The organism is Rhizobium sp. YS-1r (assembly GCF_000757525.1).
Classification (GTDB): Bacteria; Pseudomonadota; Alphaproteobacteria; order Rhizobiales; family Rhizobiaceae; genus Neorhizobium; species Neorhizobium petrolearium.
The window spans coordinates 21850-47625 of sequence record NZ_JPYQ01000002.1; the positions used below are offsets into that span (position 1 = coordinate 21850).

24 protein-coding genes, 1 tRNA gene and 3 pseudogenes are annotated in these 25776 nt (G+C 60.5%); 12 read left to right on the top strand and 16 right to left on the bottom strand.

The genetic code is table 11. The features are described from left to right. Positions 1–55 precede the first annotated feature (55 nt). Together JL39_RS03145 and JL39_RS03150 are read left to right on the top strand one after the other, a co-directional pair. Positions 56–979 carry a DnaJ C-terminal domain-containing protein gene (locus JL39_RS03145; RefSeq protein WP_037146206.1) on the top strand — a complete coding sequence of 308 codons (924 nt, stop codon included), beginning with the start codon at positions 56–58 and terminating at the stop codon, positions 977–979. Next, positions 976–1317, top strand: coding sequence for a chaperone modulator CbpM (locus JL39_RS03150; RefSeq protein ID WP_037146208.1), 342 nt, complete (start codon positions 976–978; stop codon positions 1315–1317). The genes JL39_RS03145 and JL39_RS03150 overlap by 4 nt, the downstream gene beginning before the upstream one ends. Before the next feature lie 166 nt (positions 1318–1483). Here the strand turns inward: JL39_RS03150 and JL39_RS32380 are convergent. The 6 genes and pseudogenes from JL39_RS32380 to JL39_RS03180 form a co-directional block, all read right to left on the bottom strand. Continuing rightward, positions 1484–1824 (bottom strand): annotated as a pseudogene (locus JL39_RS32380) (TSUP family transporter); the annotation flags it as partial. A gap of 47 nt (positions 1825–1871) precedes the next feature. Beyond that, a pseudogene (locus JL39_RS30770) lies at positions 1872–2168 on the bottom strand (phosphotransferase); the annotation flags it as partial. A 139-nt stretch (positions 2169–2307) separates the two neighbouring features. Further along, a complete protein-coding gene (locus tag JL39_RS03165) occupies positions 2308–3495 on the bottom strand; it encodes an MFS transporter (protein ID WP_244446830.1) in 1188 nt (395 codons plus the stop codon). Between the two features lie 718 nt (positions 3496–4213). Next, positions 4214–5536, bottom strand: coding sequence for a multidrug effflux MFS transporter (locus JL39_RS03170; RefSeq protein ID WP_227702623.1), 1323 nt, complete (start codon positions 5534–5536; stop codon positions 4214–4216). Between the two features lie 437 nt (positions 5537–5973). After that, a complete protein-coding gene (locus tag JL39_RS03175; protein WP_037146214.1) occupies positions 5974–6816 on the bottom strand; it encodes a universal stress protein in 843 nt (280 codons plus the stop codon). Positions 6817–6919: 103 nt separating this feature from the next. Further along, positions 6920–7705: a competence/damage-inducible protein A gene (locus JL39_RS03180; protein ID WP_037146216.1), complete on the bottom strand. Its 786-nt coding sequence runs from the start codon at positions 7703–7705 to the stop codon at positions 6920–6922. Between the two features lie 249 nt (positions 7706–7954). Here JL39_RS03180 and wrbA point away from each other — a divergent pair, with 249 nt between their 5' ends. Next, a complete protein-coding gene (gene wrbA, locus JL39_RS03185) occupies positions 7955–8554 on the top strand; it encodes an NAD(P)H:quinone oxidoreductase type IV (protein ID WP_037146218.1) in 600 nt (199 codons plus the stop codon). Between the two features lie 760 nt (positions 8555–9314). Here wrbA and JL39_RS03200 read toward each other — a convergent pair. Continuing rightward, positions 9315–9845, bottom strand: coding sequence for a DUF1643 domain-containing protein (locus tag JL39_RS03200; protein ID WP_244446831.1), 531 nt, complete (start codon positions 9843–9845; stop codon positions 9315–9317). Positions 9846–9952: 107 nt separating this feature from the next. Between JL39_RS03200 and JL39_RS31885 the strand changes: the two genes are divergently transcribed. After that, positions 9953–10105: a hypothetical protein gene (locus JL39_RS31885; protein ID WP_161784731.1), complete on the top strand. Its 153-nt coding sequence runs from the start codon at positions 9953–9955 to the stop codon at positions 10103–10105. 329 nt (positions 10106–10434) lie between these two features. On the opposite strand, the pseudogene JL39_RS31445 reads toward JL39_RS31885, so the two are convergent. Both JL39_RS31445 and JL39_RS03210 read right to left on the bottom strand, forming a co-directional pair. After that, positions 10435–10545, bottom strand: a pseudogene (locus tag JL39_RS31445) (IS630 family transposase); the annotation flags it as partial. A 108-nt stretch (positions 10546–10653) separates the two neighbouring features. Next, a complete protein-coding gene (locus JL39_RS03210; RefSeq protein ID WP_152601026.1) occupies positions 10654–11097 on the bottom strand; it encodes a hypothetical protein in 444 nt (147 codons plus the stop codon). 214 nt (positions 11098–11311) lie between these two features. On the opposite strand from JL39_RS03210, the gene JL39_RS03215 reads away from it, so the two are divergent. After that, entirely contained in the window at positions 11312–11815 is a 504-nt protein-coding gene (locus JL39_RS03215) for a hypothetical protein (protein WP_037146226.1), read from the top strand. A gap of 442 nt (positions 11816–12257) precedes the next feature. On the opposite strand, the gene JL39_RS31890 is transcribed toward JL39_RS03215, so the two are convergent. Next, entirely contained in the window at positions 12258–12413 is a 156-nt protein-coding gene (locus tag JL39_RS31890; RefSeq protein ID WP_161784732.1) for a hypothetical protein, read from the bottom strand. Positions 12414–12607: 194 nt separating this feature from the next. Here JL39_RS31890 and JL39_RS03225 point away from each other — a divergent pair. Then, positions 12608–12692 (top strand) — tRNA-Leu (locus JL39_RS03225). Positions 12693–12750: 58 nt separating this feature from the next. After that, complete coding sequence (locus JL39_RS03230; protein WP_037146231.1) at positions 12751–13398, top strand: metallophosphoesterase family protein; 648 nt, start codon at positions 12751–12753, stop codon at positions 13396–13398. On the opposite strand, the gene JL39_RS03235 is transcribed toward JL39_RS03230, so the two are convergent. Continuing rightward, positions 13395–14846, bottom strand: a complete 1452-nt coding sequence (locus tag JL39_RS03235; RefSeq protein ID WP_037146233.1) for a TrkH family potassium uptake protein — start codon at positions 14844–14846, stop codon at positions 13395–13397. The two genes, JL39_RS03230 and JL39_RS03235, sit on opposite strands and share 4 nt — an antisense overlap. 102 nt (positions 14847–14948) lie before the next feature. On the opposite strand from JL39_RS03235, the gene ilvA reads away from it, so the two are divergent. Next, complete coding sequence (gene ilvA, locus JL39_RS03240; RefSeq protein WP_037146235.1) at positions 14949–16199, top strand: threonine ammonia-lyase; 1251 nt, start codon at positions 14949–14951, stop codon at positions 16197–16199. Here ilvA and JL39_RS03245 read toward each other — a convergent pair. Together JL39_RS03245 and JL39_RS03250 are read right to left on the bottom strand one after the other, a co-directional pair. Continuing rightward, complete coding sequence (locus JL39_RS03245) at positions 16192–17190, bottom strand: alpha/beta fold hydrolase (protein ID WP_037146236.1); 999 nt, start codon at positions 17188–17190, stop codon at positions 16192–16194. The two genes, ilvA and JL39_RS03245, sit on opposite strands and share 8 nt — an antisense overlap. A gap of 56 nt (positions 17191–17246) precedes the next feature. Further along, positions 17247–18266, bottom strand: a complete 1020-nt coding sequence (locus tag JL39_RS03250; protein ID WP_037146238.1) for a glycerophosphodiester phosphodiesterase family protein — start codon at positions 18264–18266, stop codon at positions 17247–17249. Between the two features lie 110 nt (positions 18267–18376). On the opposite strand from JL39_RS03250, the gene JL39_RS03255 reads away from it, so the two are divergent. Then, the gene (locus tag JL39_RS03255) at positions 18377–18700 is read left to right on the top strand and encodes an HlyU family transcriptional regulator (RefSeq protein WP_037146240.1); all 324 of its coding nucleotides are present in this window, start codon (positions 18377–18379) and stop codon (positions 18698–18700) included. Positions 18701–18986: 286 nt separating this feature from the next. Further along, a complete protein-coding gene (locus JL39_RS03260) occupies positions 18987–20273 on the top strand; it encodes a GGDEF domain-containing protein (protein WP_037146242.1) in 1287 nt (428 codons plus the stop codon). Here the strand turns inward: JL39_RS03260 and JL39_RS03265 are convergent. Further along, the gene (locus tag JL39_RS03265; protein ID WP_037146243.1) at positions 20270–20887 is read right to left on the bottom strand and encodes an FMN-dependent NADH-azoreductase; all 618 of its coding nucleotides are present in this window, start codon (positions 20885–20887) and stop codon (positions 20270–20272) included. The genes JL39_RS03260 and JL39_RS03265 overlap by 4 nt on opposite strands. Before the next feature lie 139 nt (positions 20888–21026). Here JL39_RS03265 and JL39_RS03270 point away from each other — a divergent pair, with 139 nt between their 5' ends. Both JL39_RS03270 and JL39_RS03275 read left to right on the top strand, forming a co-directional pair. Then, complete coding sequence (locus JL39_RS03270) at positions 21027–21995, top strand: LysR family transcriptional regulator (RefSeq protein WP_037146245.1); 969 nt, start codon at positions 21027–21029, stop codon at positions 21993–21995. A 196-nt stretch (positions 21996–22191) separates the two neighbouring features. Beyond that, positions 22192–22752 carry a DUF2087 domain-containing protein gene (locus JL39_RS03275; RefSeq protein WP_037146247.1) on the top strand — a complete coding sequence of 187 codons (561 nt, stop codon included), beginning with the start codon at positions 22192–22194 and terminating at the stop codon, positions 22750–22752. A 9-nt stretch (positions 22753–22761) separates the two neighbouring features. On the opposite strand, the gene JL39_RS03280 is transcribed toward JL39_RS03275, so the two are convergent. Further along, the gene (locus JL39_RS03280; protein WP_037146303.1) at positions 22762–23598 is read right to left on the bottom strand and encodes a PhzF family phenazine biosynthesis protein; all 837 of its coding nucleotides are present in this window, start codon (positions 23596–23598) and stop codon (positions 22762–22764) included. An 88-nt stretch (positions 23599–23686) separates the two neighbouring features. Beyond that, on the bottom strand, positions 23687–25675 hold the full coding sequence (locus tag JL39_RS03285; RefSeq protein WP_037146250.1) for a bifunctional 2',3'-cyclic-nucleotide 2'-phosphodiesterase/3'-nucleotidase: 1989 nt from the start codon (positions 25673–25675) through the stop codon (positions 23687–23689). Between the last annotated feature and the right edge of the window lie 101 nt (positions 25676–25776).

Consider the following 25776-nt stretch of genomic DNA (forward strand, 5'->3'; position numbering starts at 1 on the left):
CGGCCCCTGATAGGTCCTTTCGCCGATCAAGATGCGCATGAGATGGGATCAAAGCATGACCGACCCTTATGAGATCCTCGGCGTGGCCCGCACCGCGACCGACAAGGAGATAAAGGACGCGTTCAAGAAGCTGGCGCGCAAATATCACCCTGACCTGAATCCGGATGACAGGACGGCCGAGGCGCGGTTCAAGGCCATCTCGGCGGCAAACGACCTGTTGAAAGACAAGGAAAAGCGTCGGCGGTTCGATGCGGGCGAGATCGACGCCAGCGGCGCGGAGAAGCCCCAGCAGCGGTACTACCGAGATTTTGCCGATGGACCTGCTTACGCCTCGCACGCTGCACAGGATGGCTTCGCCAGCAACGAGGATCTGGAGGATTTCCTGGCTCGCGCGTTTGGTGCCGGGGCCGGGACGCGACGGTCGCAAGGCCCGTTCCGGGCGCGGGGGCAGGATGTGAGCTATGTACTGCCTGTCAGCTTCATGGATGCCGCCAATGGGGCCATTCGCACCATTACATTGCCCGAGGGCAAGACGCTGAATGTGTCGATTCCGGAGGGGGCGGACGACCGGCAGATGTTGCGGTTGAAAGGCCAGGGCATGCCCGGCTTCGGCGGCGGGCCGGCAGGTGACGCTTTTGTCGAGCTGCATGTCGAGCCGCATGCATTTTTCCACCGCAAGGACGACAATATCCATGTGGAGGTACCAATCACGCTGAAGGAAGCCGTACTGGGCGCGCGCATCAACGTGCCGACGATCAGTGGCCCGGTCGCAATGACGATTCCGAAAGGCGCAAACACCGGCCAGACGCTGCGACTGCGCGACAAGGGAATCTTCGACCGCAAGACCGGCAAGCGCGGGCACCAGTTGATCACCTTGAAAGTCGTTCTGCCCGCCGACGAAGAGCCAGAATTGGCTGCGTTCCTAGAGACCTGGCAGCCGAAGACCGCGGACGAGCCGCGCAAGGAGATGCTGAAATGATCCGCGTAGACGAAATTGTCGAGCAGATAGATGCGCTTCAGCGAAGCGATCTCGACGCCTGGATCCGCGACGCGCTGATCTCGCCACAGGATGAGGATGGTACTCCGGTCTTTTCGGAGATGGAATGCGCACGTATCCGCCTGATCTGTACTTTGCATTATGAACTGGAGATCGGCGCGGAGGCACTGCCGGTTTTGCTGTCTCTGGTCGATCAGCTCTACCAGACCCGACATCGCCTGTTGAAATTGACGGCCGCCGTGGCGGCGCAGGACAAGGCCGTGCAGACAGCAATCCTAGCGGCAATCGACGCGGGCAGCGGGACCGACGGGGGGGCTTAGAACCTATTGTCGGCTAGAATTTATCATACCACGCGACCGCCCTCTTGATCTTCAACGAAACCAGCCGGTACCCACTAATTGGCTCGGGCTTGATGGTCAGCGGCCACCGGCCGCAAGTCCGGCACATAAGCTCCACACAGAGAGCGTAGCGTCTCGTTTCTTGACGCCGCCAGACATTGACCGCCGAGAGCAGCAGGGGCACAAAGCTCGGAACCATCCTGAGGAGCTGGCCACCGAGGAACGCGCCGACAGTCGAGCCTTCCGTCATGAACAGTACAAACCTGCCATTGCGGCGGATGGTCGAAAAAAACTCTGGTGCTGGCTATATCGCGCGAGCCCTATCAGCATGGTGGGCAGGCTCACCGCCAGTGAAAGACTCGCCAGTTTGATATCAGCGCTGAACAGCAGCATGAGGGTCGGGATGAGCAACTCGCCTCCCGCCACGCCGAGCAGCGAGGCGACAATGCCGATTGCGAAGCCCGCTTCGATGCCCGCGACGACCTTCGCCGCGTCGCCGTCAGTACAGAAAGCTCGCAATCGAGCTCCGGCACGCACCCCTGCAGGAAGAAAGTGCCGTCGCGGGTGGGCAGAGGCGCAGCGACCGGAACCCCGGTCTCCGAAAGATGGTTGAGGAATGCCGTCTCACTTTTGACGTCCGCTGGCCCGCGCGCGGTGGTGTGAAAGTCGGAAAACATAACGCTCGCGACCGCTTACGGTAGAGAGATAAACATCGTTCAACCCGTGTTGAAGTAATCTGCAGAAACCGGTCCTCCGAGGGAATAATGCTCGTTGATAAACGCGTCGATCGACGCGATCTTCGACGTGGAATACAGCGGATCGAAGTCGAGCATGATCTTGTCCCGTCGTAGTCTCAAGGGCCGTCCTCGGATTGCAGCCAATTTCGTGAGTTCGCAAAACACAGCGTTCTGTCACTGCCGCAATGACGGCTCCTGGCGCGATCCTGCCAGGACGGCAGTCGGCCCAAACCAGTCATTTATGCCGTCCGCACAGGAACGCTATCACCGCAAGAAACTGGATCGCCACCGCCAGTATAAACACGGCGGGGTCAGAGACGGTCCTGGCGATGCCGAACAGCGCGGGTGCGAGGGCATACGTCGCTTGGCTCAGAGCCACGATCAGCGGCACCACGCGGAAGACGTCGGCTTTGTCGAATTCCATCTGTGCGATCAGAGGCGGGAGCGACGTCGCGTTGCCAATGCCGAGGCCGAAAAGCAGGACACCGACAACCATCGTAGCGGCGTTCTCTGCATCCGTCGCCAAAAGCATTAGGGAGCCGATGATCTGAACGCCATAGCTTGCGGACGCGATCAGACGGCGGTCCGCCGAAGGCGGCATCAGCCAACCGATGCCGGTGCGCCCGACGATTGCCGAAACGGTAGCACCTCCCATCAGCAGGCCCGCTGCCTGTGATCCGAAGACCGGAACCATGATCGAAAACAGATGAGCCAGCAGGCCGATCTGCGCAAACAGCCCGGCAGCCATACCCGCTGCCAGCGTTATGAAGCGGCGGTCGCGCCACAGCGAACCGCCTGGCACGGGCGTAGCGAGCGACGGAGCCGTCCTTGGCACCACTTGATCTGACTGTGCTCCGTCCGGAGATTGACCCAGGACATCAGGAGATTTGGAAAACGCCAGAATAGACAAGGCGGCCACGACGGTGACCATAGAGATACCAACGATGATGGCTGCCTGTGCAAACCCGCTCGAAGCAATGAGCATGACCCACAAGGGTGAGAAAATTATGCCACCCACACTCGCTCCATTATATGCCATGGATAGTGCTGCCGGACGGCTCCGGATAAACCAGGGAGCGATAATGGCATTCACCGCCGCAGCGCCCATCGCAACCCAGCCCGTTCCGCTCAGGAGAGCGGCTGCAAATAGGTGCCACGGCTGATCGGCGACAGACCAACCGACGACACCGAGGGCGAGAAGGACCGCTCCAGTGACGGTTAGAACCGGAACGCCCGTAAACCGATAAAGTCGAGGAAGGTTTGCAACGACTGCCGCGCCGACAAGAAAATGCAGCGTTACGGCGGTGGAGACGAGTGCGACGGACCATCCCGTTCGCTGGACCACCATCTGCAGATAAATAGGTGGTCCATAAAAACCGACGCCCCAGCCGAATATTGCCAGAACGAAGGTCGCAGCGACCACGTACCAGCCGAAAAATGGTGCGGTGTTGGATGTAGGTAGAGATGTCATGACGTGGGCTCCAATGGTGATTGGCCCTTATTGCAGCTTCCAGGGGGTCAAGCTTCGGTCATGATCGAAGTGTTTGCGATTAACCGCTATTGGCGGATACCGTTGAAAAAAATCCTAGAATTGGCTGTACGTCCGCTCGTTTCTATCAATTGGGCCGAGTAGGTACGCCACTCCGCCCGGCGCCCCAGCGCGAGGTATCGATTTGTTCTGCTCTCATGGGGCAATGACCCCATGTGGTGGCCTGACTTTGGCCAGCCTCCTGAGATATTGTGCGGTTGCTGCAAGGAGGAATTCGTCTCACGCACCACACGGTCCCCGAAGCCGCAAACGCGCCATCGGCAGGATGTCGCTCTGCCGGTTCGTGACGCTTGCTGCGATCGGCTCGCTGGCGATCGGATATGCTTTCGACGGAATTTGGGCGCTGCTTCCGTGAACGGTGGCCTGTTCAGAACCGCTTTGGCGGCGCTCAGGCGCAAGCTTTGCGGGCGGCGCAGCGCGCAAGGAAATCGGCCGCTATCGAGACTCGACGACCGTCTGCTTGACGACCTCGGGATAACCCGCGAACAGGCGAGCGAACTGGACAGACGCCGCGAGCATCAAACGAGATCGAACGACAGCCCCGACTAGATCGTCATTCGGCGTGGTGCGCTCCGTCGTGTTTTGCTTCTGCTTATCGAACCGCTTCGACTGGCGAGGTGTCACTCCGTATCGCCAGTTCCGCCAGAATGAGCGAACTGACGCCCGAGATAAAGAAGCCTGCCGCCAAATTTACGGTCGTGCCGTCGTAGAAGTTTCCTATGCCGACGGCATAAACGGTGGCGATTAAGCTCGATCCCGACGCGATCAGCGATGCGCCCAAGCCCGCAACCTGGCCGAGGGAGCGCATTGCCATGGCATTGAGATTGCCGAACAGGATCCCGATGGCAAAGAAGGCCGAGAACGCGAACCCCATCAGAGCGACAAGAGGCAGGCGACCGTCCCAAAGCATAGATGCCAGCAGCATCAGAAAACCGACCGATGCCAGTCCCATGAAGGCGGCACGCGCCATGGCATCCATCCCGAAACGCTGCACGAGCCTTGCATTGAGAAATGAAGCAAGTCCTATTCCTGTGGCCAATACTGCAAAATAGAAGGGGAAGGTTTCCTTGATTCCATAGGCGTCAAAAAACAAATCGGCCGCCGTGCTGAGATAGAGGAGTTGCGCCCCGAACACGATGCCGGTCGCAATGATCAGCAAGGCCACACGGCGCTTCGATAGGATGCGTCGGCCGTTCCGGAGCAGCAATTTCGGACGGAAAGCTATCCGTTTTTCGGCGGGCAATGTTTCCGGTTGTCGCATCACCAGCCAGAGGCCGAGCAGCCCCGCTATCACGAGATAGATGCCGAAGACGCTGCGCCACCCAGCGAGAGAGATTACACCCTGTGCCAAGGCGGGGGCCAGCATCGGCACGAGAATGAAGAGCGTGAACATCAAGGACATGACGCGAGCCATCGCATCGCCCTCGAACTGATCGCGGATCATGGCGCGCGTTGCGATCTTCGGGCCGGACACGCCCACACCTTGAAGGAACCGGCCCAAGATCACCATTTCGAGCGATCCCGCCAGCATGGCAGTCATAGTTCCGACCGCATAAACTCCGAGGCCGAGCACGAGCGCTTTCTTGCGCCCCATCGCATCGGACAATGGCCCCAACAGCAGTTCACCGAACGCCATACCGAATATGAAGAGCGATATGACGTGCTGCGTGGATAGCGGAGGTGCGACACCAAGCTCTTCGCCGATCTGGCGTAACCCGGGCAAGAGCGCGTCGATGCTGACGGAGGTCAGGGCGGTCAGAAGGGCATAGAGGGCGATGCGTTCGCGAAAACTGATAGAGAATGTCATAGGCCGTGTACACTGAAAGGAATAGCCTCGACCTGTACCAGTTTTCCCCAAAAGGCCTCGCAGTTTTATTTCGTGCAACTGCTGAATTTTGCACGCCCTCTTTCCCATTGGCGGAGCTAGCTTATTCTGAAATCCCGAGAGCAATCATGACTTTCGGGGCCATTAGCGGCCCCCACGTGAAAGTGCGCCGTGCGCCCAACGGCTGCTGTTTGGCGCATTCCGGATGTGGCCTCTGGCATAGCAGACTGATGGCTTTTAGGAACTCAAGCGGATGGTCCGGTCGAGCGACCTCAATCGAGGGGGGAGCGATGACAAGTTCCTCTCGTTGAAGGGAACTCCATGGTCGGATTGCAGCCTCGGCTTGCTCAAAGGCTATGAATACGACGCCACCTCAGCACCAGGCGACACTCCCGTAAAGCGGGTTCGTGCATGGCCGCAAACCTGCCATCGCGGGCCAGGCCTGCTGACATTTGCTGTGCATTTTCGCAATGTATGTATGCGGACGCCGGCCCCGTGGTCCAGAGGCCGGCTGGCTGCGCGATGGGTCAGCGCGAAAGCAGCGTCAGCGCCGTCATCGAATCAAGCAGGCTGCGGGTGACGCCGCCGAACAGCATCTCCCACCAGCGCGAGTGACCGTAGCCGCCCATGACGAGGAGATCGATGCTGTTGTCGGCAAGCCGGTTTTCGATCGCCGCCGCCGCGGGAAGCCCGCCGCTGGTCTCCTGCGTCGTCAGCGTCACCTTGACGCCATGCCGGGCAAGCGTCGCGGCAATTTCCGTTCCGGCCAGTTCCGGCGTCTGGTCATTGCGTTCCGGCGGGTCGATCAGAAGGATTTCGACCGCTTCCGCAGCCTTCAGGAAGGGCAGCGAATCGAAGGTGGCGCGCGTCGCCTCGCGCGATCCGTTCCAGGCGACCAGCACGCGCCTGATCGGCTGCGGCGTCTTCATCGTATAGGGGACGAGCAGCATCGGTCGTCCGCTTTCGAAGAGAAAGGTCTCGAGGTCGGCGCGGTGGTCGGCGTGCGCGGGGTCGCTCTGGCTGGCGACGATCAGGTCGGAACTGCGCACGGTTTCCATGACCGAGACGGAGCCGTAGCCGGCCGAGGAGATGAAGCTGCGGCATTCCGTCGACAGCCCTTCTTTGGCGGTCCGCTCCCTGAAGATGCGTTCGACCTCGGCGGTTTCCTTCTGCGCCACTTCCTGCAGCACCTGCACGGCGGCGGGATCGGGAATTTCCATCGGCGCGATCAGCGGCACCGCGGCCAGTGTTTCGGCATGGACGCCGACCAGATGGGCGGAGAACTGTTCGGCAAGCGCGATACCGAAATCGGTGATCTGAGTGGCATTTTGCGGGGTATCGAGAACGGCAAGAATGGTTTTGTAGGCCATGGCGATGTCTCCTGACGGCGCTGAAACTGACTGCCAGTCTCAGACAATAACGTGGGTCGCACTTTGACACTGGTCAAGAAGAACCATAGCGCGACAAACGGGCTCACGCGTCCGCGGTGGGATTGGTCGGGGTCTTCGCCCGGTCGATGCCGGCGATCATTTCCGCAACAGCCTCAGCTGCTGCATCCAGGATCTGCGGGTCGCGGGCGCGCACGACGATCTCGGTCGAAAACCGCTGCCCGTCATATTTCGGATAGGAGCCGATGCTGGTCTGCGGATGCGCCTTCTGGACCTCGGCAAGCAGCGTGCCGATATCGCCCTCGCCATAGGGGCAGGGGAGCGCCCGCGACAGCATCTTCGCGCCTAAGCGGAGGGTCGGCAGGACATTGTCGACCATGGCCTGGAAAACCTGCGGCACGCCGGCCATCACATGGACATTGCCGATGATGAAACCGGGCGCCGTCGAAACCGGGTTCGGGATGTGCCTGGCACCCTCCGGCATGCGGGCCATGCGCTGCCGGGCATCGGTGAATTCCATCTCGCGGCGCTTGTACATGTCGGCAAGCAGTTTCATCGCATCGGGATCGTAGATGCAGGGCACACCGAAAGCTTTCGAGACCGCATCCGCGGTGATGTCGTCATGGGTCGGGCCGATGCCGCCGGAGGTGAAGACGTAGTCGTAGCGCAAGCGCAGGGCGTTCAACGCCTCGACGATGGCATCCTCCTCGTCGGCAACGATGCGCACTTCCTTGAGATCGATGCCGGAGAGCGTCAGCAGATCGGCGAGATGGCCGATATTCTTGTCCTTGGTGCGGCCGGACAGGAGTTCGTCGCCGATGGCAAGCATGGCGGCGGTGATGATCGAAGGGGATTGCGACGCTTCAGGCATGAATATTCCTCCATGGGGCGAACACTCCTAAGCCCAATTTTTTCGAGGCAGAAGCGATTTTCGTTGTGACGGATGCAGAAACGACGTTCGTTACGGATTTGTGATCGGCAAGCGAAAAGTCGTCTCCGGATGCTGAACGGTGCGTTGACCGGGCAGGGGCTGTCCCGGCCGAGGGAACGCGTTACATGTCGGTCCGGTTACGGCCGAGATACGGCCCTGTTCAGACCGAAAGACAAATTGGAGAAGATCATGGCGAAGGTTCTCGTCCTTTATTATTCCGCCTATGGCCATATCGAGAAGATGGCCTATGCAGTCGCGGAAGGCGCGAAGTCGGCAGGCGCCGACGTGACGGTCAAGCGCGTTCCCGAACTGGTTCCGGAAGAGGTCGCAAAGGCCTCATACTACAAGCTTGATCAGGGAGCCCCGATCGCCACCGTCGATGAGCTTGCAGACTATGACGCGATCATCGTCGGCGCCGGTACGCGCTTCGGCACCGTCGCCTCGCAGATGCGCAATTTCTGGGACCAGACCGGCGGCCTGTGGGCGCAGGGCAAGCTGGTCGGCAAGCTCGGCTCGGTCTTCACCTCGTCCGCCACCCAGCATGGCGGCCAGGAATCGACCATCCTCGGCTTCATCCCGACGTTCCTCCATCAGGGCATGGTGGTCGCCGGCCTGCCTTACGCCTTTGCCGGCCAGATGGGCACCGAAGAGGTGAAGGGCGGCTCTCCCTACGGTGCCTCGACCATCACCAACGGGGACGGCTCCCGCCAGCCTTCGGAAATCGAGCTGGAAGGCGCGAAATATCAGGGCGCGCATGTCGCCAGGCTGGCCGCCAAGCTTGCGGCCTGAACCGTCATAGTACCTTGAAGAAAAGCGCGAAGAGCGATCGTCGCGCTTTTCATGCCAGGTGAGATAGACGTCGCCGATCATTAACGCCGAACCGGTGATGAAGCGCGTTCGAGGACGAGTTCGCCTGCTACCGATCCATGACGTCCACGCGGCTACAAGAGGAATGTCCTAGTGACCTTTTTGAGCCCTGGCCAGTTGGTCCTCATAGGCTGCGAGGAAGAAGACCCTTGCTATATCGGGGTCCGTTTCCCGGCGAAGGGCGGCCAGACATATATCAATCGCTCGCGAGTAAGACGGCCCGGATTTGTCCATGAAGCAGTCCCGCATATGCCGGATGGCATCCGCGGGGCCTGATATCCGCTTCACTTGCTGCTTTTGAACGAAGCACACAGGCATGCTCCAGCGAGCCGAGAAGGCTACCGGAATAATCTCAGTCAAAATCAACCCCCACATAACCCCACTCATCGAACTGGCATTTTAGGGGTCTCTGATGTTGCGCGGCAATTGACCCTGCTTAACCAAAAAGACGTAGGCAGGGCTACTCCAAAGTCGACAGAACCAAGCTTCTGCCGGCGAACCGGTTGCACGACATTTTCCCATAATGCATCCCTTCCATTTGCCGCCATCCGAAGATATTGAAATTCCCCGCTGCGGACGTGGCGAAACTGGTAGACGCAAGGGACTTAAAAGCCCGATCGCCCGCAACCCAATGAGCGAGACCGCCAGACCATTTGCTTTCCGGCCCGGTCCATCTAGCCATTCACGTCCCCTCCTGCTCTGCAAGGCGACGCATGGGAAATGGCGCATCCCAAGGTACGAGAGGAGTGGCATAGGCAAGCATTAGCGGATGACGCGGCTGCCCATCAGGCGCGATTCCCCAGCACATCGGCTTGGCGCCAGCCTCGTTCAAAACGTCCACCACCGCATGCCACCTTGTGCGCAATGGCGTCGGAAGCTTTGATAAAGGCCCCCACGCTACAATGTGGATGTCGGCGCCCTTGATTGCCTTCGCGATGTATGCGTCGTTCTCCGGCCCGATTGGGTCAGCAGCGATAGCTAGCGCCTTCACGTCCTTGTTGATGAGAGCGCATAGGTTCCAAACCAGAACCTTGCTGGCGCCCATGCGCATCGTGAAGCCGTCGACCTTGGTCATGGTCGGATCGTTTTTCTCGCCGTCAGCCTTGGACGGATTGACCATCCCAAGTGAGATCACCGGACCGGTGCCGCCGAAATCGTGCTCAAGCAGGTATCGGTAAAGGCCGCATTCCGAGAAGACGACGCGGCGTTTCATGAGGAGGTCACTCATTCTGCCGATCCCTCCGTGATAGCAAGCATAAGGAACGAACTATAGACTGGGGGATTGAGTGATCGTCGCGATCCGCGACAAGGAGCGCGCAAATGCCGAACACTGCAAAAGATGACGAAAAGACGAAACCGAAGCCTGAGCAACAGCCGTATCAAAATCCCGGCAAGGACAAGAACCACCCAGGTGACGACGCGGCCGTTGATGCATCGACTGAGCCCCAAGAGGGGAAACCAGCGAAACGCTGATTGAAGTCTCGGCTGGGTAAGGCCCCGCCCGGAGGAAATGTCCAGACTATGGAAAAAGGGAATCATTGCTGGTCCTCGCGATAGAGCGGCCTGTATGGAAGGGACAGTTTCGGCCGCCGATAGGCTGCTTTTTCTGATTTGGGGAAGCCGGCGCCGCGGATTGGGTTGGCGTGAGAAGTCTTGATGTTACCCGCCTTGTCCTGCTGGCGAACCGTCTTCGCGGCGGTCGGGATGTCGTGCTTGGCAGTCTTGATCTTGTGGCACTTGATGCAAACTGCGGCGCAGTTCTCGAGGCTGTTGTCCTTGGATTTTGCATCGAGGATGTCGGCGAAGGGCATCGCCAGTGCCGCTCCCGTTCCCCGCGCGAGACAGATGGCGCCGAACAGATACCCACTTTCATAGCGCTGGTCAGCGGGTTGAATAGGACGCGTGCCGCGGCGGCCCATGCGACCACTACTATAGCGAATATCAACCAGTTAGGCGGGAGATGCACCCTGTTGGCTTCCGAGGGGAGTAATTGGAGGGGGAGTGACACGGGATTTCCGCGATCACTGGCTCACAAATCGCGTAAGGGAGATTTCCGCGAACCAATCCAGTTCGCGAGCATTGTATTGGATCGTACGATTGGAAAAAGAGAGAGGATTTAGCCCGTAGCAGGTCGAGAAGCTTTCGCCAGGCGCAACGATCTTATCGCTCCGATGATAAGCCCTGTAGATTGTCGAGCTATGTCCGCTCTGCCTGGCAATGAGGCTGAAGGATATCTCCTGCAAAGCTCTATCTGTATTGTTTGTGAACGTGACGGCGACCGGAGTGCTTGGGTCCGGGCATAGCTGTGGGTCGGGGCCGGCCACGATTGAGACGGGTCGGTTCGATTGTACCTGATGGTCTCCCCGCTCAGCGGTGAAAAACAGCCCGACATAAATGGCTGCGAGTATGCCGAGTACGACGGCCCCGGCCTTGCGGGAAAACCAGAACGTCGTGATGACGGCCACAGCGCCAATTATCCAAGCCATAGCAATTCCGCTGTTTTTCCATAGGGCGCCGCCATGACCTCTAGGTATGGTTTTCGCGGGTCAATCGCAATGCTGGAAAAGAAAAGCTCGCCGAAGCGACCGGAGGGGCGCGTAATTGGAAGGGTGGGGATGTCAGTCGGAACAAAGCATCGAAGACATCGGTTCTGCTTCAACAACAAAAAGGATGAGACCGATGCGCGTTTTGCCTTTTGCTGCTCTGATAGCGGCATCATTGCTTTCCTCCGGAGCGTTCGCGTCCGAAGAGGATTTTCTCAAGTCGATCGAGGGACAGTGGACCGGTGGCGGAAAGGTCCTGACGAAGCTCGGCGGGGACAACGTCAACGTCTCCTGCCGCATGCAGTCCGCAGCGGAAGCGGAGAGCTTTTCCATGGACGGCAGTTGCCGAGCCATGGTCGTTGTGACACGCACGTTCAGGGCGAAGGTGAAGGCGGGCGGTGGATCGTATTCAGGAACGTATGTCGGCGTCTCGGGTAAGCCGTCTTCCCTGGCGGGGAGCCGGGCCGGCGATACGATCGATCTTGATGTGACATGGGCGAACGAGATCTACGGTGACCGGGCCGCAAGGATGACGATCGAGAAAGTCGGCGCCGACAGGCTTCGCATCCGGACGATCGATAAGGACCTGTCATCGGGGAGGTCGATTGTCACCACCGAGCTTGATCTGCGGCGGAGCTGAAGCCCCGCCGAGTGGAGCTCAAGCGGGCTTCCGGATCGCTGCGGTTCATCAACGGGGATCTGCGGAGAGATCACTTCGCCACGCGCGTATCCTGAATGTCGAACTGCAGAAGAGGGGCTATGTTCCGGTCTGGCACGGTATGTCGTCGGTGGTGGCAGAGCCTCGTGCGCTTATGCCAGTGTCTCAAGCCACGCAGCAAGGCCAGCCGGCACTTCCTCGTTGCCAGCCTCCATTGCCTCGATCCATGACAGCTCACATTGCCGCGCCGACGCTATGTTGATCGGCGTCCAGCGAATGTGCAGCAGGCACTCTGAAAAGCGGGCAGGGGTCATACGTGCAACCTGCCATCGTCGCCGGAATAGTCAAGGCGTGTCCCATATAGGCAGGCGACCTGTGGATGTTATGTAAATAGACGGGCCGAAAGGATCTCTCCTTTTCACCACTATTCCAGCTTCCGCTTCAGTCCTTGCAACAGCGCTTCCACCTCCGCATTGGCGCCGGCCGCCAGCATGAGATTGTCCGCGACCTCGATGACGGACGCCAGCACTTCCTTATCATCCCAGCCCACCTTGACCGCGCTTTCTATGAGATCCTGCAATGGCAGTTCGACCGCCATCTGGCAGAATAGGTGGCGGTTTTCGTTTCCCGGAGAAACGGCTGGGGGAGGGATCTCTATCATCCGATAGATGATAGGGCGAGAACGCCGAGAGAACAGGCATTTGCAAAACGCGAGGGATCAACTGCAAAACATGCTCTTGCTTTTTTCGCCTAAGACGTTGAAAAAGCGGCGGCGCGGACGTGGCGAAACTGGTAGACGCAAGGGACTTAAAATCCCTCGACTTCGGTCATACGGGTTCGATCCCCGTCGTCCGCACCACGTCCATCGCGGTTTCTGCTAGAATTCCTTTTGATGAACCTCGTCAGGGAAAAATGCCTTGGGTTTTACCTTTGCCATCGGCGATATCCACGGCTGCCTGCGGGAGCTTGTGGACATGCTCGGCCACGTGGAGGAGCAGGAGGCTTCGGGCCACGTTGTGTTTGTCGGCGACTACATCGACCGTGGTCCGCACAGCCGGGGCGTGCTCGATCTCCTCATGGCAGGCCCCCGCAAGGAAGGCTGGCGCTGGACGACCCTCAAGGGCAATCATGAGGACATGATGGTCCGCGCCTGCCGGTATGGCGGTCGGCAGATGGCAATCTGGGTTGAAAACGGGGGGTATCAAACGCTGGCCTCCTTTGGCGGCACCGTGCCGGATGGCGTGGTCAAATGGTGCGCGGCCCTGCCGGCGATCCATGTCGATGATCACCGCATTTTCGTGCATGCGGGCGTCGATGAAACCCTGCCGCTTGACCGGCAGCGGGAGCATGATCTGCTCTGGAAACGGTTTCCCGAGGACTATACGGCGGATTTCTGGGGAAGGCATGTCTGCCACGGCCATACGCCCTTTTCCGGCAATCCGAGGACGGTCGGCAACCGCACCAATATCGACAGCGGTTGCGTCTTCGGCGGCGCGCTTTCCTGTGCGGTCTTCGATGACGACCGGCCCGGCGGCCCGGTCCGTTTCCTGCGCGTTCCGGCCTAATGCCGCCAGAAGACCGGCGTCAGCAGCACGAGCACGGTCAGGACTTCGAGACGCCCGAGCAGCATCATCAGGGAAAGGAGGCAGAGGGCAGGATCGCTGATCGTGGAAAAATTGCCGGCCGGGCCGATGATCGGGCCGATGCCGGGGCCGACATTCGAGAGCGCGGTAATGACCGACGAGGTGGCTGTCAGGATATCGTAGCCGAACAGCGTCATGCCGATGCTGCCGACCACCCACAGGAAGATGTAGAGGCTGACGAACAGGAAGACGCCGCGCTGGGTCTCGGCATCCACCGTGACGCGGCCATAGCGCACGGTGTACATCGCATTCGGATAGACGAGACGGCTGAGCCCGGCGCGGACGACATTGAATATTACCACGAAACGATAGGCCTTTATGCCGCCGGCCGTCGAACCGGAGCAGCCGCCGGCGAAGGTCGCGAAGAAGGCGAGCAGCACGGCGAACGGTCCCCATTGCGTGTAATCGTCGCTCGCAAAGCCGCCTGTCGAAACGATCGACGTCATGTTGAAGAATGCGTGAATGAGTGCATTGCTCATCTCCACGCCGTTCCTCAGGTGCTGATAGACGGCAAGAGCGATCGAGATGCCGCAAAGATAGCCCAGGAAGACGAGGATCTGCGGATCGCGCGCGGCATCAAGCCGGTTCCTGACCGCAAGCAGGATGAGCACCGAAAAAGGCAGGCTGCAAATCGCAAGGAAGATCGTGCCGATCACCAGGATCGCGTTGCTGTCGAAAAAGGCGAACGAGGCGTCATGCGTTGAAAAGCCGGCCGTCGCGATCGTGGTCATCGCGTGGTTGACCGCGTCGAAATGGCTCATTCCGGCAAGGTCGTAGGCGATCGCGCAGGCGATGGTGAGAGCCACATAAACGGCAAGGAAGGCGCGGGTGAAACTCGCCAGGCGCGCGAAAGGCTTGTCGGTTTCCGACGATTCGAGCTTGAAGATCGACATGCCGCCGACTTTCAGGAAGGGCAGCACGAAAAGGCCGAGCGCGACGATGCCGATGCCGCCGAGCCAGCAGAGCAGGGAGCGCCAGAGCAGGATGCCCGGCGGCAGGTCGTCGAGCCCCACGATCACCGTCGAGCCCGTGGTGGTGATTCCCGATATCGATTCGAACAGCGCCTGCGCGAAGGAGAGGTTGTATTCGGCGAGAAAAAGCGGGATCGCGCCGACAATCGAGAAGACCAGCCACAGGACGTTGACCAGGAGAAAGCCGAAGCGCTTGTTGAAGACCGGCGGAGGGCCGCGCGTCGCCAGTGCCGCCGCCGCGCAAAAGCCGCCCACCATGACACCGGACATGGCAAAGACCTGCCAGTCGTCGTGGCCGTTGTAAAGGTCGACAATCGCCGGCAGGAACATCGCGACGGAAAGATAGAGGCCGCAGAGCGCCGAGATATAGATAGTGGACCGGAGAAGACTGGCGTTCAAGAATAGGTTGTCCCAGGTTGGCGGCAACAGAAAGAAGCTTTGTCTGGACCGAGTGCTTATGGCATAGCGGGACCGATTTCAGATTTCAATGGACGGTTTATCGTGACGAAGGCAGGTGTGGACGACGCGAGAACTGCAATGCGGGCGATTTTTCCCGAAACGCCGCTGCAGTTGAATGAGCATTTGAGCCGGCGTTATGGCGCCGAGATCTGGCTGAAACGTGAGGATCTGTCTCCCGTCCGCTCCTACAAAATTCGCGGCGCATTCAATTTTTTCCGCAAGGCGATCGCCGCCGGCGCGCAAGGCAAGACATTCGTCTGCGCTTCGGCCGGCAACCATGCCCAGGGTTTTGCTTTCGTCTGCCGCCATTTCGAGGTGCCGGGCGTGGTCTTCATGCCGGTGACGACGCCGCAGCAGAAGATCGACAAGACGCGCATGTTCGGCGGCGAGTTCATCACCATAAGGCTGATCGGCGACATCTTCGATCAGTGCTATGCGGCCGCCCGCGCTCATGTGGAGGAGATCGGCGGCGTCATGGTGCCGCCCTTCGACGATCCCGACATCATCGAGGGCCAGGCGACGGTGGCGGCCGAAATCGTCGGGCAACTGCCCGCGGGTGTCCGGCCTGATCTCGTCATCATGCCCGTTGGCGGTGGCGGGCTCTCTTCAGGCATGACCGGTTACCTCGACGGTGTGGTGGCGCGGGAGAACTTCGTCTTCACCGAACCCGCAGGCGCGCCCAGCCTGAAGAAAAGTCTGGAAGCCGGTGAGCCAATCACCTTGGCAAAGCTGGACAATTTCGTCGACGGCGCGGCGGTTGCGCGTATCGGCGACCTGAATTTCGAGGCGCTGAAGCGCTTTTCGCCGGACCAGGTCCTGCTTTTGGCCGAGAATGCCATCTGCGTGACGATCATCGATATGCTGAATGTCGAGGGCGTCGTGCTGGAGCCGGCCGGCGCCCTGTCTATCACAGCGCTTCAGGCGCTTGGACCCGAAAGGCTGGCCGGCAAGACGGTCGTCTGCGTCGTCTCGGGCGGCAATTTCGATTTCGAGCGCCTGCCGGACGTCAAGGAGCGCGCGATGCGCCATTCCGGCGTCAAGAAATACTTCATCCTGCGGCTCGCCCAGCGCCCCGGCGCGCTGCGCGACTTCCTGAACCTGCTCGGCCCCGAAGACGATATCGCCCGCTTCGAATACCTCAAGAAATCCGCCCGCAATTTCGGCTCCATCCTGATCGGCATCGAGACGACGCGGCCGGAGAATTTCGCCGCGCTGATCGAGCGATTCGAGGCCGCCGGCATGGGCTACCAGGACATTACCGAGAACGACATCCTCGCGAGCCTGATCATCTGACGCCGAGCGTCTTCTTCAGCCAGGCGGTGATTTTGTCGGCGAGCGGCCCGGTCGTTGCCGGTGAAATGATGTCGCCGGCGATGACGTGATTCATCGGATCGCCGGTCGTGCCGACATCGACGATCTCATGCGGCCCGCCCCAGCGGCCGGCGATCGCGCGCACCTTGTCCGGCCGGACGATCTGATCGCGCGCCGAATAGAGGAAAAGGGCCGGCGTCCCGGTCCGCTCGATCGGGCTTTCCAGGGAGAGCTTCACCAGCGCCGCCATGGGCAGGAGCGCCACCGTCGGATATTCCGTGGTCCAGTTTGCCGCGTGGCGTTCGTTATAGGGTGTGAAGCTGCGGGTGGAGCCGAGCAGCAGCCGGGAGAGCTGCGGCGCGACCGGCGTCGTCAGCAGGAAGGCGCCAAAACTGTTGATGCCGTAGTTGGGCGAAAGAAACACGGTGGCGGAGACGCGGGACGCGATCTGCGGATCGGCAAGCGCGAGCGTCGCAAGCGAGGCGCCGGTCGAGGTGGCCATGACGATCACCCTGTCGCCCAGCGCCTCGCCGATCGCGAGCGCTTCGGAAAAGTCGGCCATCCAGTCTTCCAGCGTCGCTTCGCCCATGGCCTGGGCGGTGCGTCCATGACCGGCAAGCCTTGCGAAATAGAGATTGGCACCGAGAGCGGACGCGACGCGGTCGGGCAGGGGCCGCACCTCTTCGGCCGATGCCGAAAAGCCATGGATATAGATGATCGCGAAGGGCGTCCTGGCCTTCGTCGCCGGATCAGCCCAGACTATATGTCTGGCAGCACCCGGCCGAATGTCGGAAAAGCGGCCTTCGGTTGTCGCGAGATAGGCATCCATGTCGGTGCCGAGGCGGGCTTTGTCGAAAGCGGGAAAACCGCCGGCAGGCAGGCGTGGTCCGGCCATCAGCATTACTCCGAAGGCGGTGATGAGGACCATCGTGACCATGATGATCGCCCGCCATGACAGAAAACTTTTCCGCATCCGGCACTCCCTCCGAACAGGAGGGATGATAGGCAGGCTCCATGACGGCGAAAAGTCTATTTCGCGCAGATGACCGGTTTGGCGGGCAGGGCGCAGAAGCCGCGCCGATCGACCTCGGGGCGCGTCTTCTCGATGACGTTCGTCCAGACGAGGCCGGGAAAGCCGTCCGGCACCCCGTTCCAGGCCTCCCGGTCGTCGATGCCGGAACTGCCGGAATCGCAGGCCTCGAACGGTCCGATCAGGATGACATCCGAGCCGGCGGCCTGCATGCGGTTGTAGAAACGCTCCGGCCAGCCCCACATCAGGAAGGCGAGATTGACCGGCACCGGCACCAGGCCATTGCGGCAGGCTTCCGGCACGTGGCCGCTCCAGCCGAGTGCCAGGTAATTGAGGAGGCAGGATTTTGCCGAGCGGCCGGAATAGCCGTGCAGACCGGTCACGAGCGCCATGCTGGTCTCGGTCGGCTCGTTGCCGCCATAGACCCCGAAAGTCGCCTGCCGGAAGGCGGGCTCCGTATCGAGGAGGGCGGCGAGTGCTTCACCTTCCTCCTTGCGGCGGCTCTTGAAGTTGATGAGGAAACGGCCCTCCGGCAGCGCCTCGAAAACCTCCGGCAATGCGGGCATCAGGCCGACCCCCTTGCCGCGGAAGGGAAAGGTCCTGCCGCCATCGGAGGTATATCCGTAGCCGATGTCGAGCGTCTTCAGGACGGCCATCGGTGTCTGTTCGGTGACGCCCTTGCCGTCGGTGCGGCAGTCGAGCGTCCAGTCGTGGAAGACCGCGAACTGCTTGTCGGGCGTGAGGTGCACGTCGAGTTCCACCACGTCGGCACCGGCGTCGAAGGCGGCCTTCATGCCGGCGACGGTATTTTCCAGAAAGTCATGTGTCGGCGGCGGCATGAGGCTTGCCGTACACGTGTCGTTGCCGACATTGGTCGCATCGAAGAGCTGGTGCTGGCCGCGATGGGCGATGATCCGGAGCGGCTTGCCTTCGGGAAATTGCGAAAACAGCGACGTATTGCCGAGCCAGAGCGCAGCGGCGATCGCGATCGGCACCGTGGCGGCTATTTTCCATCTCATGCGGGGCTCACTCCGAATCGGATTTGGGACAGGAATCTTGGTCCGGCTCGATTGCGACTTTTCCGAGATAACCGCTTCCGGGCGGTTGCGGAATATGCTAGGCAGCCGCCATGGCTTCGTTTCTGTCCAGTATCCTTTCGATCTTCTCCGGCGGCAGCAAATCCGCCGATCCGGCCGGCAATTCCGTGGAGCCGGTCGAGCATGGCGGCTGTCTGATCTATCCGGCACCTCTTCGAGAGGGCTCGCAGTTCCGGTTGGCAGGCCGTATCGAGAAGGAAGTGAACGGCGATGTGCTGGTGCGGGAGTTCGTCCGTGCCGACGTCTTCACCTCGATGGACGATGCCGTGGAATACACGATCAAGAAGGCGCAGCAGATCATCGATCAGAACGGTTCATCGCTGTTTGCCGACGGAGAAAAGTCGCGCTCCGCCTGACCCGGCATCTCAGGCAATTGCGGCAATCACTCAAAATCGGCGATAGTTTGGACAATCTGTTGATATGCCCTTTCCATGCGCGCGATATCGGTCGGGCGATCGCCATCCAGCTCCGCAACATCCCGAAGAAATGACCGTAGATCAAAGATAATCCCGCTTTCGAGGCTGAACCGGTTCGGCCGTTATTGCAACATGGCGTATAAACGCCATAATTCCATAGATTCGAGCTTCCAAAAAGGAAGCTGTTACAGAGGCTTGGGCCCTCTGCAAAGCTGAAAGCAGATCGATGCAATGGTTCAACCTCGGACTGTTTCTGCTGGAAGCCGTCATCTATTTTACCGTCATGACGGCCTTCCTGCATTTCCGGCGGCAGCTCGGCCTTGGAGTCTTTCTGGCAGCACTGGGCGTCATGCATTTCATGGAGACCTATCTCGCTGCGGTCTTCTACATCGAGCTTCCCCTCGGCACCGTCTCTCCCGGCTCTTCGGTCTTCTTCGCCGGCAAGCTGATGATGATCCTGCTGCTTTACCTGAAGGAGGATGCGGCGACCGTCCGCCAGCCGATCTACGGGCTTTTCCTCGGTAATCTGCTGACGGTCGGCATCGCCCAGCTCCTGCAGTTTCACGAGGTCGTTGCGCTGCCGGGCGGCCGTAGCGCGGACATGAGCTTCCTGGACGAGATGGGTTGGCTGATGGTCTGGGGAACCGCGCTGCTCTATATCGACGCGATCGGCATCATTCTGCTTTACGAGCGGCTCGGGCGATTCTTCCGCAATCACGTGGTGCTGCGGTTCGCGTTAAGCGGCGCCGCTCTGTTGACCTTCGACCAGGTCGGCTTCTATGCGGCGCTCAATTTTCTCTTCGACGCGCCGTTTTCGGTATTCCTGGGCGGCTGGTGGGCGAAGCTCCTGGCGGTCGCGCTCTATTCGCTGCTCTTTGCGGCCTATCTGAAGATCGAACAGATCCCGCGGTTTGCAAGATCGGCCCGCGAGATCACCGACATCTTCCACGCTCTCACCTTTCGCGAACGCTATCAGGCCCTTCTTGCCCAAAGCGGCGTCGATGGATTGACCGGAGTTTTCAACCGCAGCCGCTTGGATGCGGAAGTGCCGGAAATGATCCGGAGCTGTCTTGATCGGGGAGGAGAGCTGAGCCTTGTGATGATCGACGTCGATCGCTTCAAGGAAGTCAACGACCGCTTCGGCCATCTGAAGGGCGACGAGATCCTGAAAGACGTCGTCGCCCGGCTCCGGATAAATTCGAGACCCAGCGACCATCTTTCCCGATTCGGCGGCGAGGAATTCGTGCTGATCCTGCCTGGTATGGATCACGAAGACGCACTGGCATTTGCTGACCGTCTGCGGATCGAGATCTGCCGCTCCGTCATGCGGCCCGACGGCCAGTGTGTGACTGTCTCGATCGGCGTCGCCACCGCGCCGGAAGATGGCCACCTACAGGATGCGCTCCTCGGATGCGCGGATGAACGCCTCTATCGGGCAAAGAAAGACGGCCGGGACAATGTCCACGGCCGTTTTGGCAGGCTTGCTTCGTCAGAGGCAGGGGCGGGGGCTTAGGCCGCGAGAGCAAGCTGCCGGTTGCGCTGCTGGGCAGCGGCGATGGCCTTCTCGGCGGCTTCCGGGCCGAAGGCAAGGCCTTCGACATAGATGACTTCCACATCCGTCATGCCCATGAAGCCGAGCACCGTGGTGAGATAGGGCACGGCATGGTTCATGCCGCTTGCGGGACCTTCGGAATAGACGCCGCCGGATGCCAGCACGACATAGACCTTCTTGCCGGTGGCAAGGCCGATCGGGCCGTTTTCCGTGTAACGGAAAGTCTGGCCGGCACGGGCCACGTTGTCGATCCAGCTCTTCAGCGTGGAGTAGATGTTGAAGTTGATGAGACCCGTTCCGATGACCACCGTATCCGCGGCCATGAGTTCCGCAACCAGCTTGTCGGAATAGTCGGCGGCTGCGGCTTCTTCCGGCGTGCGGTCGGCGGGAGCCTTGCGGATGGCGGACGTCGTCACGCTGTCGAGATGCGGGATCGGGTTGACGCCGAGATCGCGATGGACGATCGAGGTCCCGTTGTCGCGTGCGCTCAGCTCGTTTGCGAGATCCTGGGCGACCTTGCTGGACAGCGATTCATCGCCACGCGGGCTCGACGTGACAAGAAGAATGGAGGACATGTGTTTCTTCCTTATCTGGAGATTAGTTCGCGACGAGTGGGAGGTCCCGTCTGCTTCGTGCTGGAAGATAGGGATGGACTGCCATCGGTTAAACTGAGATAATATCGAAGCTATCTATCTATAAAATGGATGACGACCTATGGATGCAAATCCAACCCTAGACCAGTTGCAGGTGTTTTTGGCGGTCGCCGAAACGGGCAGTTTCTCGGCCGCCTCGCGGGCTCTGAATCGGGCGCAGTCGGTGGTGAGCTATACGATCGGCAATCTCGAAGCCCAGCTCGAGATGACGTTGTTCGAGCGCAGCGGCGCGCGCCAGCCGAAGCTGACGGAGGCAGGCAAGGCGATGCTCACCGATGCGCGCCGGATCGTCGCCGACCTGCAGGTGATGCGCGCCCGCGCGAAAAGCATCAAGCAAGGGCTCGAAGCCGAGATTTCACTGGCAATCAGCGTCATGGTGCCCACCGAGGCTCTTGTGACGGAACTGCGGAAATTTCGCGAAAATTTTCCGAGTGTGGCGCTGAACCTGAATGTCGGCGAACTCGGCATGGTGATGGATATGGTGATCAACGGTCGCGCCGATATCGGCTTGGGGGGCGCGCTCTTGAAGCAGGATGATACCCTCATTGCCGAAAAGATCGGCTATTCCTTCATGATCCCCGTCGCCGCGCCCGATCATCCCCTCGCCAGGCTTGATCGGCCGCTGACCCTTGCCGATGTGCGGGAAGAGGTCCAGATGGTCGTGACCGATCAATCCGGCATCACCAAGGGGCGCGACTTCAACGTGCTCTCCTACAAGACCTGGCGGGTGAGCGACATCGCCACCAAGTACCAGCTTATCAGGGGCGGGCTGGGCTGGGGCGGTTTGCCGGCTTCCGTCGCCGGCCGCGATGTCATGGAGCGCAAGCTGGTCGCGCTGAAGCTCGATGCATACGAGCAGGGTGAATATCCGCTTTATGCCATACGAAGGACATCCAATCCGCCGGGGCCGGCCGGTCAATGGCTGATCGAGGCGTTCCAGCGACGGCTCTCCGCTTGTCCGAGCCATGGGGAGTTCCAGGAGATGTTGGGACTCGAAGCTCCGCACGGCATGCCGGCTGCCGCCGAATGACTGCACACGACCGAGTTGACCGTATCCCGGCCTCTGCTATAACGGCGCCACGGTCTGCAGTTCACCGAGGCGTCGCCGTCCCGAGAGGGAAGCTAAACCTGCTACAGTCAAGATGATCAGCACTTATCCCGTGCCGAAGTCGACAAGACGGCGACCAACGACAATCCAGATGGAACGGCGCATTTGAGGATAGGTTATGTCCAGATCCATCTTTCCCATGGAGATCGCCGACCTTTCGGCCTTCGCCAAGTCCGTCCGTGAACAGATCGACAGGCTCGACCACAAGCCGAGCCATGTGGAAACGCTCAATCTCCTGAGCCGTGGCGCGGGCTTCCGCAACTACCAGCATTTCCGCGCCGTCTCGAAGACCTCGGACGTGCTTGACAGCTGGAATATTGCCGCGGCGCCGGAACCGGGGCCCGACGAGGCGCGCGTCTTGAAAACCATCCGCGTTTTCGACGCGCAGGGTCGGATCGTCCGCTGGCCGGGCAAGCGCTCGCAGCAGGAGTTGTGCCTCTGGTTCCTGTGGTCGAAAATCCCGCGTGGCCGCACGTTTACGGAGCGCGAGATTAGCGAGTTCTTGAACACGCTGCACCTCTTCGGTGACGCGGCACTTCTGCGCCGCGACCTTTTCGACCTCGGCCTCGTGACGCGCAAGCGGGACGGCAGCGATTATCGCCGCATCGAAAAGAAGCCGGTACCGGAGCTGAAACTGCTCCTGCAACGGGTCGACAGCGGAAAGGCGGAAGCGGCCTGATAAGCGCCTTTAGAGGTCGACCGTACCCCGGATGCAGGTGACGACATCTCCACCGATCCAGATGTCATCACCATCCCGTTGTACTTGGACCCGACCCGCCCGGCCGAGAGCCGTTCCCTGGGCGGCGACATAGCTTTCAGGGGCGATGCCGCTGCCGATCAGCCATTGGGCGAAGCCGGCGTTCAAGCTGCCGGTAACCGGATCCTCAGTGCCCCGATTGCTGAACGCACGTACTTCGAATTCCGCATCGTCTCCGTCCGTCCCGGGATCGAAGCGACCGATCACGCCGACGCGAAATCCGGCGAGCGCGCTATAATCTGGCCGGATGGCAAGCACGTCCGCGCGGGACGACAGGAGAATGCCGATCCAGTCCGGCCCGTTATCCAGCCAGTTGGCATCCTTTATCCCCGCTATCGGCATGCCGAGGCCGCGAGCGATGCGATCGACCAGCGCCGGATCGACCGGGCCGCTGCGCTGCAGGGGAGGTGCGGCGAAAGCAAGCTGTCTGCCGTTGCGACGGATATGCACCAGTCCGGCGCCGCATTCCTGGATGATGTCGCCATCCGGAGGCTGGCCGGTCTGAGACAACCAAACATGGCAACTGCCGAGCGTCGGATGACCGGCAAAAGGCAGCTCCTGCTTCGGAGTGAATATCCGTGCGCGGTAATGCGCCCTGGGATCGGTCGGTTTCAGCAGGAAGGTGGTCTCGCTGAGGTTGGTCCAGTTGGCGAAAGCCTGCATCTGCTCGTCCGTCAGCACATCCGCGCCGACGACCACTGCGAGCGGATTGCCTCGCATCGGCTCGCTGGAAAATACGTCGACCTGCAGGAAGGGAAACGTGGGCATCGCCATCTGGACCTATGGAATCGGATTTCCTTCAAAGGAGGACGGCAGCTCGAGGGCTGCCGTGGCATTCCAACATCTTCGATCGGCGTTACAGCACCAGCCGGAACTTCGCAAAACCGTTCTCGCCGTCGCCGGCATCCTCGATCTTGGCGCCCTTGATCTCGCCGGCGAACTGACGGGCCTTGGGGCCGGTCTCGAAGATCGCCGTCGTTCCCGGCAGCGGCTTGAACGACCAGTTGGCGTCTGCCGAGGGGTTGATCGTGCCCTGTTCGACGATATAGCGGACGACAACGTCGCGGTTGGTGTCAGGCGCCACGAAAATCACCTTGTCGCCGGCGATTTCCGGGAACTTGCCGCCGCCGCCGGCGCGGTAGTTGTTGGTGGCGACCACGAACTTCTGAGCCGGATCGATTGGCTTGCCGTCGAACTGCAAATCGACGATGCGGTGGGCATCCGGATTGATCAGCTTGCCGTCCTTGTCGAAGCGGGCCGGCTGCGACAGGTCGATCTGGTAGGTGACGCCGTCGATGACGTCATAGTTGTAGGACGGGAAGTTGCTGTTGAGCAGCGCCGCGTCCTTGGCGCCGGCCTCGACCTGGTTGAACATGCCGGCCGACATTTCCAGCCAGTTCTTCACCTGCTCGCCGGTGATCAGCACGGCCTGCACTGTGTTCGGATAAAGATAGAGGTCGGCGACGTTCTTGATGGCGATATCGCCTGCCGGTACGTCGGTGAAATATTCCGCGCCGCCACGGCCGCCGGCCTTGAAGGGAGCCGCCGCGGAGAGGACGGGATAGTCCTTGTACGGGCCTTCCTTCAGCATGTCCTTGATGTACCAGGTCTGGGCGTTCGAGACGATCTGCACCGACGGATCGTCGGCGACCAGCGCGAAATAGGAATAGAGCGGCGCGGATGTCTTGCCGACCGGGCGGCGGACATAGGCGAGCGTCGCCTCGTGCTCGTCCTTGACGGCAGCGGTGACTTCCGCCTTGTCCTTCACGTCCGCGACGATCTTGCGATTCTCGTCGCGATGATAGATCGGCCGGGCTTCCGTGGTGAAGTCGACGATCTTCCAGCTCTTGCCGTCCTTTTCCAGCAGCAGGTCGATGAGGCCCATATGCGAGCCCCAGAAGCCGCCCATGACGGCCGGCTTGCCCATCAGCGTGCCCTTCTTGATGTCTGCGCCGGTAATGCCTTCAAAATCCTTCGGGCCGGGGAATACGAGGTGCTGGTGGCCGGTAAAGACCGCATCGATGCCATCGACGCCCGCCAGATAAAGCGAGGCGTTTTCCATTCGGTCGCTCAAGCCGCTGCCGTCGATGCCGGAGTGGGAAAGCGCAATGACGATATCGGCGCCTTCCTCCTTCATGACCGGCACCCAGGCCTTGGCGGCGTCGACGATATCGCGGGTCTGAGCCTTGCCCTCGAGGTTCTTGGCGTCCCAGACCATGATCTGCGGCGGTACGAAGCCGATGAAGCCGACCTTGACCGGGCTTGTCGCGCCGGAGCCGTCACGGATCTGCTTCTCGACGATCACGTAGGGCTTCAGGAAGAGCTCGTCCTGCTTCGGGTCTGAGGCGAGCTGGCCCTTGGTCAGGTTGGCGCAGACGCAAGGGAAGCCGGAGCCGGCGAGCACCTTGAACATGAAGTCGAGGCCATAGTTGAATTCGTGGTTGCCGAGCGTGCCGGCATCGTAACCGAGCACGTTCATCGCCTTGACGACCGGATGCACGTCGCCATCCTTCATGCCGCGCTCATAGGCGATGTAGTCGCCCATCGGATTACCCTGCAGGAAGTCGCCATTGTCGATCAGCATGGAATTGCCTGCTTCGGCGCGGATCGCGTCGATGATCGAGGCGGTGCGGGCAAGGCCAAGCGTATCGTTCGGCTTGTCGGCATAATAATCGTAGGGGAAGACGTGAACGTGGATATCGGTCGTTTCCATGATGCGCAGATGCGCCTGGTTGGCGGCTGCGCGGGCGGCGAACGGATGCAGCATCACGAGCGCCGAAGACGCAGCGATGCCGCCGAGAAGCGAGCGGCGGGTCATGGGTTGAAAGCCGGCTAGAAACGACATGGATATCTCCCTCTGGGGTCTTTTGCGAGATCAGCTTAGCGCAATCGCACGCGCTTGCATCAGTAAAATGACAGGGGAAATCGCATGGTTCGCCGATGGTC